Origin of the sequence: Streptomyces sp. HUAS MG91 (assembly GCF_040529335.1) — a bacterium.
In the GTDB taxonomy this organism is placed as follows: domain Bacteria; phylum Actinomycetota; class Actinomycetes; order Streptomycetales; family Streptomycetaceae; genus Streptomyces; species Streptomyces tabacisoli.
This window is the reverse complement of record NZ_CP159534.1, coordinates 3566331-3578346: the sequence shown is the minus strand read 5'-3', so window position 1 is coordinate 3578346 and position 12016 is coordinate 3566331. Positions and strand designations below refer to the sequence as shown.

Annotated in this window: 11 protein-coding genes; 9 read left to right on the top strand and 2 right to left on the bottom strand. The window is 70.4% G+C overall.

The features are described 5' to 3' along the window. Positions 1–110: 110 nt before the first annotated feature. From ABII15_RS16150 to ABII15_RS16110, 9 genes are all read left to right on the top strand, one after another. Positions 111–608: a septum formation initiator family protein gene (locus ABII15_RS16150; protein ID WP_353943020.1), complete on the top strand. Its 498-nt coding sequence runs from the start codon at positions 111–113 to the stop codon at positions 606–608. A gap of 24 nt (positions 609–632) precedes the next feature. Beyond that, positions 633–1166, top strand: coding sequence for a DUF501 domain-containing protein (locus ABII15_RS16145; protein ID WP_353943019.1), 534 nt, complete (start codon positions 633–635; stop codon positions 1164–1166). Then, positions 1163–2137, top strand: a complete 975-nt coding sequence (locus ABII15_RS16140) for a Ppx/GppA phosphatase family protein (RefSeq protein ID WP_353943018.1) — start codon at positions 1163–1165, stop codon at positions 2135–2137. The genes ABII15_RS16145 and ABII15_RS16140 overlap by 4 nt, the downstream gene beginning before the upstream one ends. A gap of 172 nt (positions 2138–2309) precedes the next feature. Next, complete coding sequence (locus ABII15_RS16135) at positions 2310–2675, top strand: hypothetical protein (protein ID WP_353943017.1); 366 nt, start codon at positions 2310–2312, stop codon at positions 2673–2675. A gap of 155 nt (positions 2676–2830) precedes the next feature. Next, a complete protein-coding gene (locus tag ABII15_RS16130) occupies positions 2831–3544 on the top strand; it encodes a hypothetical protein (protein WP_353943016.1) in 714 nt (237 codons plus the stop codon). 269 nt (positions 3545–3813) lie between these two features. Next, positions 3814–4035, top strand: a complete 222-nt coding sequence (locus ABII15_RS16125) for a hypothetical protein (protein WP_353943015.1) — start codon at positions 3814–3816, stop codon at positions 4033–4035. Between the two features lie 73 nt (positions 4036–4108). Beyond that, positions 4109–4843, top strand: a complete 735-nt coding sequence (locus ABII15_RS16120; protein WP_353943014.1) for a hypothetical protein — start codon at positions 4109–4111, stop codon at positions 4841–4843. A 378-nt stretch (positions 4844–5221) separates the two neighbouring features. Further along, positions 5222–6622, top strand: a complete 1401-nt coding sequence (locus ABII15_RS16115; RefSeq protein ID WP_353943013.1) for an NAD(P)/FAD-dependent oxidoreductase — start codon at positions 5222–5224, stop codon at positions 6620–6622. A gap of 231 nt (positions 6623–6853) precedes the next feature. Then, positions 6854–8155, top strand: coding sequence for a cyclopropane-fatty-acyl-phospholipid synthase family protein (locus ABII15_RS16110; RefSeq protein WP_353943012.1), 1302 nt, complete (start codon positions 6854–6856; stop codon positions 8153–8155). 73 nt (positions 8156–8228) lie between these two features. On the opposite strand, the gene ABII15_RS16105 is transcribed toward ABII15_RS16110, so the two are convergent. Further along, the gene (locus ABII15_RS16105; RefSeq protein WP_353943011.1) at positions 8229–10775 is read right to left on the bottom strand and encodes an FtsX-like permease family protein; all 2547 of its coding nucleotides are present in this window, start codon (positions 10773–10775) and stop codon (positions 8229–8231) included. 135 nt (positions 10776–10910) lie between these two features. Further along, positions 10911–11681, bottom strand: coding sequence for an ABC transporter ATP-binding protein (locus ABII15_RS16100; RefSeq protein WP_353943010.1), 771 nt, complete (start codon positions 11679–11681; stop codon positions 10911–10913). Between the last annotated feature and the right edge of the window lie 335 nt (positions 11682–12016).

Below are 12016 nucleotides of genomic sequence, written 5' to 3'. Positions count from 1 at the left end.
CCTGCTGAGGCAGTAGTTCCGTACGTCCCCGCACTCGGTCCCGTACCGTGTGCGGGGACGTACGCACGTAGGAACACAGCCAGGCAGACGAACGGGGAGGCGGAGGCGCCATGCCGGGAAAGCTCCGAGACAGGGGCCGTGACGACTCGGCCCGCTTCTCCACGGCGACCCGCCTGCGCCTGCTCGGCGAACAGACCGCCGAGCGGGTCTACCGGTCGCAGACCAAGCGCCAGGCGCGCCGCTCCCGGCTGACGGGCCGCGCGGCGCTGCTCGCCCTGGTCGTCTGCACCCTCGTGGTCGCGCTCGCCTATCCCATAAGGCAGTACGTCTCCCAGCGCGGCGAGATCGCTGACCTCCAGCGCCAGCAGCAGGAGGCCAAGGAGCGGGTCGACCGGCTCCGCGACGAGAAGGCCCGCTGGCAGGACGACGCGTACGCCGAGCAGCGGATCCGGGAGCGCCTGCACATGGTGATGCCGGGCGAGACCGGCTACGTGGTGCCCGACGCGCGGGCCACCACCTCCGGGCGCCCGGACCAGAGCCCGGCCGAGCGCGCCTGGTACTCGAACGTCTGGGACGGCGTCGACAAGGCCGACCAGGCAGCCAACTGACACGAAAGACACACCGGACACGCCATGCAATCGCCCCCGCCCCAGACCGAGCGCACCGAGCCCACGGACGCCGACATCCACGCGTTCAAGGAGCAGCTCGGCCGCCCGCCGCGCGGCCTGCGCGCCATCGCGCACCGCTGCCCCTGCGGCAACCCGGACGTCGTCGAGACGGCCCCGCGTCTGGAGGACGGCACCCCGTTCCCGACGACGTACTACCTGACGTGCCCCCGCGCGGCCTCCGCCATCGGCACGCTGGAGGCCAACGGCGTCATGAAGGAGATGACGGAGCGCCTCAAGACGGACGAGGACCTGGCGGCGAAGTACCGCGCGGCCCACGAGGACTACCTCGCGCGCCGGGACGCCATCGAGGTCCTGGAGGGCTTCCCCAGCGCGGGCGGCATGCCGGACCGCGTGAAGTGCCTGCACGTGCTGGTCGGCCACTCCCTGGCGGCGGGCCCGGGCGTGAACCCGCTCGGCGACGAGGCGATCGCCATGCTGCCCGAGTGGTGGAAGAAGGGGCCGTGCGTGAGCGCCTGCGCCGTGGAGGAGAGCGAATGACCCGGGTAGCGGCCATCGACTGCGGTACGAACTCGATCCGGCTCCTCGTCGCGGACGCGAACCCGGAAACGGGCGAGCTGGTCGACCTGGACCGCCGGATGACGATCGTCCGGCTCGGCCAGGGCGTCGACCGGACGGGCCGGCTGGCCCCGGAGGCGCTGGAGCGCACCTTCGCCGCCTGCCGCGAGTACGCCGCGGTGATCAAGGAACTCGGGGCCGAGAAGGTCCGCTTCGTCGCGACGTCGGCGTCCCGCGACGCCGAGAACCGCGACGAGTTCGTCCAGGGCGTCCTCGACATCGTGGGCGTCGAGCCCGAGGTGATCACGGGCGACCAGGAGGCCCAGTTCTCCTTCACGGGTGCGACGAAGGAGCTGACCGGCCGCGCCGACCTCGACACCCCCTATCTGGTCGTGGACATCGGCGGCGGGTCGACCGAGTTCGTGGTCGGCGACGACACCGTGGAGTCGGCCCTCTCCGTCGACATCGGCTGCGTCCGGATGACCGAGCGGCATCTGGTGGGCGAGGACGGGAAGATCACCGATCCGCCCACCGCCGAGCAGATCGCGGCGATCCGCGCCGACATCACCGAGGCCCTCGACCGGGTCACGCGGACCGTCCCGATCCGCTCGGCCCGCACCCTGGTGGGCCTGGCCGGCTCGGTGACGACGGTGGCGGCTCTCTCCCTCGGCCTGACCGCCTACGACTCGACGGCGATCCACCACTCCCGGATCCCGTACGCGAAGGTCGCCGAGCTGACCGACTGGCTCCTGACCTCGACCCACGACCAGCGCGCCCTGAAGCCGGTCATCCACCCCGGCCGCGTCGACGTGATCGCCTCCGGCGCGCTGGTGCTGCGCCTGATCATGGAGTGGATCGACGCGGACGAGGTCGTGGTCAGCGAACACGACATCCTGGACGGGATCGCCTTCGCACTGGCAGCGGAGACCCACCCGGGTGAAAAGCTCGGCTGACCCGCGGCGATGTCCTGAAGCGCAGTAGCCCCGGTATCCGCGACGGGTACCGGGGCCCGACTGTGTCCGCATGTCGGCGAACAGCGGGTGCCCGGCACGTACAGCTCGGGCAACTCGTTAAGTTGGGCGCCGAGATCGCCGCATTGAGCGCGACGTGACGAGAGGGGCTGCCGTGACGGATGCCGAGGGTGCCCGACTGTTCCGCGAGTCGTGGATCGCGGGTGTGCACAAGCACTTCCCGGGTGAGCCGAAGCCGGATTACGTGACTCCCTGGGAGGAAACTCCCGAATGGGAACGGCAGGCCGCGGGCGCCGTGTACGAACAGGTGCGCCAGTTCCTCGACCTGAGCGGTGGTCACGCCTCGCGGCTGAGCCGTGAGCAGAAGAGCCGGTTCGTCGCGATCTCTTGGACGGCGCAGATGTTCAAGCACTTCGAGGACCCGAAGCCAGGGTATGTGGCGGACTGGCCGGACCTTCCCGAGTGGCAGCAGCAGACCGACGCCGACATCTTCGAGGCGATCGAGGGCGCTGTCGCCTGACGAAGCCGCTGCTGTCGGGCTCGTGCTCGGCTTGGTGGATCGGCGGCACCAGGCCTCCCGGCGAGCATGAGTGGCCTGAGGGAATGGGTGCTTCCCGTATCGGGTCCTGTGGCGTCCGGCTACGTTTTATGAAGTGCCGGACGAGGGGGGACACGTTGGGGTACGGGCGGGTCGTCAGCTACAAGATCACTGTCAGTGGGGGGCCGCTCGACCGGCGGGCGCTGTTGATCTCCGCGATCGACGATGCGCTGAGCGAGGGGGACCGACTCTCGATCCGCTCGTCGGGGGCGGAGATCCTCTCCGACCGGATCACCGCGCACGGCGGGCAGCTCCCGCCACCGACGGCATCCAATCTGCGCGGGTTCGCCGCCGGCCGGCCCAGCGCGGCGCAGTTCCTGGCGTCCAGCTTCGCCGCGGCGTGTGTCGCCCGCACGGGGTTGCGGGGACTTGAGCCCGCTGCGGAGGGCCGCCGGGGGCCGGCGGCTCAGCCCCAGTCGGCGGACTTCACGGAACTGCTCATGGGAGAGCAGGCGGTGGTGCCGCTCTTCGGTTCGCCCCCGTCCGCCTGGCTGCCGCTGAAGGACGCCATGGCCTACGCGGCGGGGGCCTTCGCCGCGGTGGGTGACGGCGGTGGCGTGCCGACTCTGCTGCTCGCTTTCGGCGGTGCCGTCGTCCTCGTCCGCTTCATCGATCCGATCGCGCAGGCGGTCGGCTCGGCGCTCGCGGACGGGATCGGGGCCGCGATCCGCAAGGCGTTCGACCTTCCCGCGCCGCCGCAGGTGGGGGAACTGGAGGCGGCGCCCGACCAGGATGCCTCCACGCCTGGGACGGCCGTGGAGGGATCAGGGCCGCTGGAGCTCGGTCCGTAGGGGTTCGCGGTACTGACCCCGGGTTTCGGTTCGGGCCGGCCCGGGACCGGGATCAGCCGGCGCACGCAGAGGCAACGGCCCGAGTGAGTGCCGGGCAGGCTGGGTATATCTGGCTCAGTACCTGTCCGGCGGGCTGCCGGACACGGTTTCGTTTTCGTACGGGAACAGGCTGTGCCCTTGGGGGCGCCTAGTGCGAGGACGTGAGGACTCGGGCACAGCCGGGCTCTCGGGGTGACCACCGAAACTGGTGGCCGTGCCGGGAAGCCCGCGTGCCCACCGGTACCGGCCACTCGACCGAGAGGCCGGTACTGATGGAGACGGTTGGATGGATCGCTGCGGGCGTCGCCGCGATCGGCGGGGTCTCGGTGCTCGTGGGCCAGGCGCTCGATCAGGCATCCGCCCTGTCGGGCAAGGCCGTGAGGGCGCTCAGGGCTGTGGCCAAGGTGCGCGACGAATGGCGCACCTTCCGCGATGAATCCAAGGTGCGCTAGGGCCCGCCCGGCTCGTCACGCTCCGGCCTGACCCCGGGACCGTCGGCGCGGCGCCCTTGTTAAGGTGCCGCGCATGGGGGAGACGACGGTGCGGTACGGCGCCTATCGGACCGATCCGCTGTGGGCCGTGGCAGGGATCTGTCTCAGTGCCCTGGTGGTCTGCTCGGGGCTCGCGCTCTTCGGGATGATGGAGTTCGACGAGCGGTGCATGCAGGGGATCACCAAGGGCGTCGGCGCCCTCGGCCACGTACGGCAGCAGGCGTTCCCGCCCGCGACGGTCTGCGAGTTCGCCGGCGGGGACGTCACGTCCGTCGGCGGCCGGTGGCCGCTCGCCGCGCTGTTGTGGCTGGCCATGGCCGGGTTCGTGGGCTGCCTGCTGGTGGCGCTGGTCGCCGAGTGCTTCGAACCGGCCCCCGGCCGCGACCACATCGTGCCGATGTCCAGGGCGGCCAAGCTGCGCCGCACCGGTACGGCGTTCTTCGTGACCGGCACGGTCTTCGCCGGGTTCTACGCGCTGGTGGGGTGGCGGCTGCTCGCCGGCCCCTCGTCGGCCTGCTCGATGGGGGCGGACTGGGGTTCCCAGGCGCCGCAGACCCTGGATCCCGGCTTTCTGCCGCCCCAGGCGACCTGCCGCTACACCAGCGGCATCACGAAGCAGCTGAACCCCGACTGGATGGCGTCCCTCGCCGTCGAACTGGCCGTCCCCGCGCTGCTCGCGGGCCTCGGATTCGCCCTCGCCTGGTGGCGGTGGTGGCAGGAGCGCAGGGCCGCGAAAGCCCCACTTCTGAGCGCGCCGCACGGCGCCTGAGCGCCTCCGGAGGGGCCCGCGACACCCCCCGGCGACACTCCGTCGGGAAAGTTCGTGAAGTTCTTCACAAGGAATTCGGCCCTGTTGGACGCTGTTACGGGCCCTTGGGTCCGTCCGGGGCTCACGAAGGGTGCCGCCGGAGGTCGTCGGCGGGGTTCCACGGGTGTTACGCGCGGATGAAATCCGGGAGTGGTCCAGTGCCGCCGAATGCCCACTGTCGCTGCTCAAGAGGGGTGTGCAACGACTGGCGGGGCCGTGCGGTTCCCCTGGCCGACCATGACATGGGTCACGTGGGCGGCGAAGTGTAGCAGAGGGGTAGGGGAACCTTGTGAAGGGGCGCACGAGCACCCCCCTCCACTCGGGTGGATACTCGATGGCATGAGCACCACGGAGCGTCCCAGGATCCTCATTGTCGGGGGTGGGTACGTAGGCCTGTACGCAGCGCGTCGCATCCTCAAGAAGATGCGTTACGCGGAAGCGACCGTCACGGTCGTCGACCCGCGCTCGTACATGACGTACCAGCCCTTCCTCCCCGAGACCGCCGCCGGCAGCATCTCGCCGCGCAACGTCGTCGTCCCGCTGCGACGCGCTGTGCCGGGAGCCGAGATTCTCACCGGCCGCGTCACCACCATCGACCAGGACCGCAAGGTCGCCACGGTCGCCCCGCTCGTCGGCGAGGCGTACGAGGTGCCCTTCGACTACCTGGTGATCGCGCTCGGCGCGGTCTCCCGCACCTTCCCGACGCCGGGCCTCGCCGAGGTCGGCATCGGTATGAAGGGTGTCGAGGAGGCCATCGGCCTGCGCAACCACGTCCTCGAGCAGCTCGACAAGGCCGAGTCGACCACGGACGAGGAGATCCGCCGCAAGGCGCTCACCTTCGTCTTCGTCGGCGGTGGCTTCGCGGGCGCCGAGACCATCGGTGAGGTGGAGGACCTGGCGCGCGACGCGGCCAAGTTCTACAAGAACGTGAAGCGCGAGGACATGCGCTTCGTGCTCGTCGACGCCGCCGACAAGGTGCTGCCGGAGGTCGGCCCGGACCTGGGCACGTACGGCCGCAAGCACCTGGAGTCGCGCGGTATCGAGGTCTACCTGAAGACGACGATGCCGTCCTGCGTCGACGGCCACGTGGTGCTCAGCAACGGCCTTGAGGTCGACGCCAACACCATCGTGTGGACCGCCGGTGTGAAGCCGAACCCGGCGCTCGCCCGCTTCGGTCTCCCGCTCGGCCCGCGCGGCCACGTGGACACCGCCGCCACCCTCCAGGTGCAGGGCACCGACTACATCTGGGCCGCGGGCGACAACGCCCAGGTCCCGGACCTCGTCGGCCGTGCCAACGGCAACGAGAACGCCTGGTGCCCGCCGAACGCGCAGCACGCCATGCGCCAGGCCAAGGTCCTCGCGGACAACGTGGTCTCGGGCATGCGGGGCTTCCCGCAGGGCGAGTACAAGCACGCCAACAAGGGTGCGGTCGCCGGTCTGGGCCTGCACAAGGGCGTCGCGATGATCGTCATGGGCAAGATGAAGATCAAGCTCAAGGGCCGTCTCGCCTGGTACATGCACCGTGGCTACCACGGGCTCGCCATGCCGACGTACAACCGCAAGGTCCGTGTGATCGCCGAGTGGACGATCAACATGTTCCAGAAGCGCGACATCACCGCGCTCGGCGCCCTCGAGACTCCGCGCGAGGAGTTCTACGAGGCCGCCAAGCCGGCGCCCAAGCCCGCCGCGGCCGAGGCGCCGAAGGCCGAGGAGAAGAAGGCCGAGGCCAAGGCCTCGTAGCAGTACCCCGTCAGTAGCCCGAAGGGGCCGCCTGCCATCCGTGGTGCAGGCGGTCCCTTCGGCGTTCCCGGGCGGCGCAACCGGACAAATTACATGGTGGCTACATGTATTTTGCCCTTCCGTAACCCGGTAACGGGACTGCGGAGCCGGGCGGTTGGTGTTTACCTGCTGTTGGACCGGACCGCGTTTTCGGGGCGCTCCGGTATCTCCGACGACACGGAGGTGTGCGCCATGCAGGACGCCGCACAGCGGCTGAAGAACCTCGCCGAGCAGTTGCTCGGCACTGAACTTCCCGTGCGCCTGCGCGCCTGGGACGGCTCCGAGGCCGGCCCGCCGGACGCCCCCGCCCTCGTCGTCCGCCACCGGCGCGCCCTGCGCCGCCTGCTGTGGAAGCCGGGCGAACTGGGCCTGGCCCGCGCCTGGGTGGCCGGCGACCTGGACGTCGAGGGTGACCTGTACGAGGCCCTGGACGCGATGGCGGGCCTCATCTGGGAGCACGACGACGAGGCCCCGCGCAGGAGCCTCACCGAGGCGCTCAGGGACCCGGGCGTCCGGGCCGGGGTGCGCGAGCTGGTGAAGCTGGCGGGGCCGTACCCGCCGCCCGCGTCGCCCGCCGAGGAGATGCGCCGCAAGGGCCGCCTCCACCTGCACACCAAGGGCAGCGACAAGCAGGCCATCAGCCATCACTACGACGTCGGCAACGACTTCTACGAGCTGGTCCTCGGCCCCTCGATGGTCTACTCGTGCGCCTACTGGGAGTCCCCGGAGGCCACCCTCGAATCCGCCCAGCGCGACAAGCTGGAACTGATCTCCCGCAAGCTCGGTCTGAAGCCCGGTATGCGGCTGCTCGACGTCGGCTGCGGCTGGGGCTCCATGGCCATCCACGCGGCCCGTGAGCACGGGGTGAGCGTCGTCGGCGTCACCCTCTCGCAGGAACAGGCCGCGTTCGCCCGTAAGCGCGTCGCCGACGAGGGGCTGACCGACCGTATCGAGATCCGCGTCCAGGACTACCGGGACGTGCGCGACGGCCCGTACGACGCGATCTCCTCCATCGGCATGGCCGAACACGTCGGCGCCGACCGGTACCTGGAGTACGCGCACGACCTGTACGCCCTCCTGGCCCCCGGCGGGCGGCTGCTCAACCACCAGATCGCGCGCCGCCCGCAGCGCGACGAGGAGGCGTACGAGGTCGACGAGTTCATCGACGCGTACGTCTTCCCCGACGGGGAGCTGGCGCCCGTCGGCACCACGGCCGGGCTTCTGGAGCGGGCCGGGTTCGAGGTGCGCGACATCGAGGCGATCCGGGAGCACTACGCCCTCACCCTGCGCCAGTGGGTGCGGAACCTGGAGGCCCGCTGGGCCGAGGCGCTGAAGCTGGTCAGCCCCGGCCGGGCCAGGATCTGGCGGCTGTACATGGCCGCCTCGGCGCTGAGCTTCGAGCGCAACCGGATCGGCGTCAACCAGATCCTCGCCGTGAAGACCCCGCCGTCCGGGGCGTCGGGGATGCCGCTGCGAGCGCGGACCTGGAACTAGCGCACCTCGCTCGTACGCCGAGGGGGCGCCCGGTGGATCACCGGGCGCCCCCTTCGCGTATGCGTCGCAGCCGCTACTCGGACTTGATCGCCGCGAGCATGTTCAGGCGGGCCGCGCGGCGGGCCGGCCACAGGGCCGCCAGGATGCCGACCACGGCGGCCAGCGCCAGGAAGAGACCCATCCGGCCCCAGGGCAGGATCAGTTCGTACGTCGACATCGCGTTGCCGATCAGCCGGCCGGCCGCCCAGCCGAAGAACACGCCGAGGCCGATGCCGAGCACGCCGCCGAACAGGGAGATCACCAGGGACTCCAGGCGGACCATGCGCTTGATGCCCTTGCGGTCGATGCCGATCGCGCGGAGCATCCCGATCTCCTGCTGACGCTCGAAGACCGACATCGCCAGGGTGTTGATGACCCCGAGGACGGCGACGATGACCGCCATGGCGAGCAGGCCGTAGAGCATGTTCAGCATCAGCGTGAAGATCTGGGCGATCTGGTTGGAGATGTCCTGCTTGTCCTGTACCTGGATCGCCGGGTTCTCGCCGAGGGCCTTGGTGAGCTTGTCCTGGTTGGCCTCGGTGGCGCCGCCGGACATCTTCACCATGACCTGCATGTCGGTGGCGGCGGCGCTGTCGGCGAGGTGCGGGTTCAGGGTCGCGGAGTCGAGCAGGACGCCCTGCATCATCTCGTTGCCCTCGTAGACGCCCGCGACGGTCAGCTCCTGCTTCCTGCCGTCCTCGTAGGTGGTGGTGAAGGCCGAGCCGGTCTTCCAGCCGCGGTCCTTCGCCGTCTTGTCGTCGACCACGACGTCCGAGCCGCCGACGCGGAACTTCCCGCTGTCCATGGTGAGGGCGGCGAGCTGGTCGATCGTGCGGCCGTTGACGCCGGTCAGGTACTCGGTCTCGCCGTCGACGCGGGACGGGGAGTTGGTCAGGCCGGTGGTCGCGGTGACGCCGTCCGTCTTGTCCAGGGTCTTCAGGACGTCGGCGGAGAGCGGGTTCCCGTTCGCCATGGAGACGACGTAGTCCGCCTTGATGGAGTCGGCGGCCATCTTGTTGATCGCGCCCTGGACGCTGCCCGCGATCACCGTCAGGCCGGTGATCAGGGTCAGGCCGATCATCAGTGCCGAGGCGGTGGCGGCGGTGCGGCGCGGGTTGCGCACCGAGTTCAGCCGGGCCAGCTTGCCGGAGATGCCGAAGGCGCGCATGAGCGGTGCGGCCGCCGCGATCAGCGGGCGGGACAGCAGCGGCGTCAGGATGAAGACACCGATGACGAGCAGGGCCGCGCCGAGACCCATGGGGGCCTGGCCGGAGTCGCCGCTCATGGTCGTCGCGGCCAGCACCGCCGCGACACCGGCGGCGGAGACCAGCGCGCCGAGCGTGTTGCGCAGCACCATCGACTTGGTGGTCGGGGCGGCGTGCACCGCGTTCATCGCGGCGACCGGGGGGATCTTCGCGGCGCGGCGGCCCGGCAGCCAGGCGGCCAGCATGGTGATGAGGACGCCGACGACGAGCGCGGACACCACGGTGCCGCCCGAGATCACCAGCGGGCCGTCGGGGATGACCGCGCCGGTGCCGTTCATCAGCGCGCGCATGCCCGCGCCGATGCCGATGCCGACCGCGAGGCCGGTGACGGCGGCGACGGCGCCCACGAAGAACGCCTCCATCAGCACCGAGCGGGTGACCTGGCGGCGCGAGGCACCGACGGCCCGCAGCAGCGCGAGTTCCTTGGTGCGCTGGGCGACCAGCATCGTGAAGGTGTTGGCGATGATGAAGATGCCGACGAAGAGCGCGATCCCGGCGAAGACCAGCAGCATCGTCTTCATGGAGCTCATCGACGTGGCGATCGACTTCGCCTGGTCGTCGGCGAGCTGCTGACCGGTCTCGGAGTCGACGGCGGCGCTGCCGAGCGCCTTGTCGAGCTGGGACTTCAGCTGGTCCTGGCTGGTGCCGGCCGCGGCCTTGACGTCGATCTCGTCGTACGCGCCCGGCTTGTGGAAGAGCTGCTGCGCCGTCGCCGTGTCGAACAGGGCGAGCGAGCCGCCGGCCGCCACATTGCCGTCGTCGGTGGTGAAGACGCCGGTCAGCGTCGGGGTGAGGACGGGGCCGTCGACCGACATCCGGACCTGGTCGCCGACCTTGTAACCGGCGCGCTTGGCGGTCTCGGAGTCCAGCGCGACCTGGTTCTTGCCGTGCGGGGCGGAGCCCTGGGCCAGCGGGTAGCGGTCGTCAGGTTTGCCGGCGGATCCCGAGTAGTTGCCGCCCTTGGTCGAGAAGCCGTTGCCGACGAGCTTGCCGTCCTGGTCGGCCACGGCCGCGTAGCCGCTGACGACGCCGGTCGCCGAGGCGGCGCCCGGCACGCTCCCGGCCTTCTTCAGGGTGGCGTCGGTCAGCTTCACCTCCTTGCTGACCTTGTCGCCCTCGGCCTTGGTGGAGCCGGGGGTGAGGGCGACGTCGACGTGGTCGAAGCCCTTGGCGGAGGACTTCTCCAGCGCGGAGGAGATGGTGTTGGTGAAGACGAGGGTGCCGCTGACGAAGGCGACGCCGAGCATGACGGCCAGCACGGTCATCAGGAGGCGGGCCTTGTGCGCGAACACGTTGCGCAGGGCTGTACGGAACATGGGTTTCTGCCAGTCCAGGGTTCGGCGGGGCGGTGCCCCGGCCCGGCGCCTTCGCGCCGTAGGGGCTGTGGTCGGTCTGCGGGTGCGGGGTGCGTCGTGGTTGCTCGCGCGGTTCCCCGCGCCCCTCCGGGGCGCTTAGCTCGTGCGGCCCTTGGTGTCGAAGCGCTTCATGCGGTCCAGGACCGTGTCCGCCGTCGGCTGGTGCATCTCGTCGACGATCCGGCCGTCGGCGAGGAAGACCACACGGTCCGCGTAGGCCGCCGCGACGGGGTCGTGGGTGACCATGACGACCGTCTGGCCCAGCTCGCGCACGGAGTTGCGCAGGAAGCCGAGGACCTCGGCGCCGGAGCGCGAGTCCAGGTTTCCGGTCGGCTCGTCGCCGAAGATGATGTCGGGCTGCGAGGCGAGCGCGCGGGCGACCGCGACACGCTGCTGCTGGCCGCCGGAGAGCTGCGAGGGACGGTGGCCGAGGCGGCCGGAGAGGCCCACCATCTGGATCACGTTCTCCAGCCACTGCTTGTCGGGCTTGCGGCCCGCGATGTCCATGGGGAGCGTGATGTTCTCCAGGGCGGTCAGCGTCGGCAGCAGGTTGAACGCCTGGAAGATGAAGCCGATCTTGTCCCGGCGGAGCTTGGTGAGCTGCTTGTCCTTGAGCGTGCCGAGTTCGGTCTCGCCGATCCGGACCGAGCCGGAGGAGAAGGTGTCCAGGCCCGCGACGCAGTGCATCAGCGTCGACTTGCCGGAGCCGGACGGGCCCATGATCGCGGTGAACTCGGCCTGCCGGAACTCGACGGAGACCCGGTCGAGCGCGACCACCTGGGTCTCGCCCTGTCCGTAGATCTTGGAGAGATCCGTGGCGCGGGCGGCCGCCGTGGTGGTCCGGCCTGCGAGCGGGGTGGTGGTCACGGGTGGGTGCTCCTGTCCGTCGGGAAGAGATGCGGGATGAGGTGATCGGGGACTGAATCCATCGTCCGCGCCGATCGCGCCGCTGAAGTCAGCCGCAGTTCCCGTTCCGGGGGGCGACTTCCGGCGGACCGGGAGCGCCGGAGTCATCCCCAGGTATGACGAGGGACCCTGAGAGCGCCGCACGGGAGCCCCGCGGGGCGGAACCTGTCGTACCGCACGCGAGGCGGAGGTGAGTTTCCGTCATTCCCGAGTGGGGGCACACATTCGTGGAAGGGCCCCCGGCAAGTGCGGATAGCCACTGTCATGTGCTGATGCACCCTCAGACGTCAATAAAA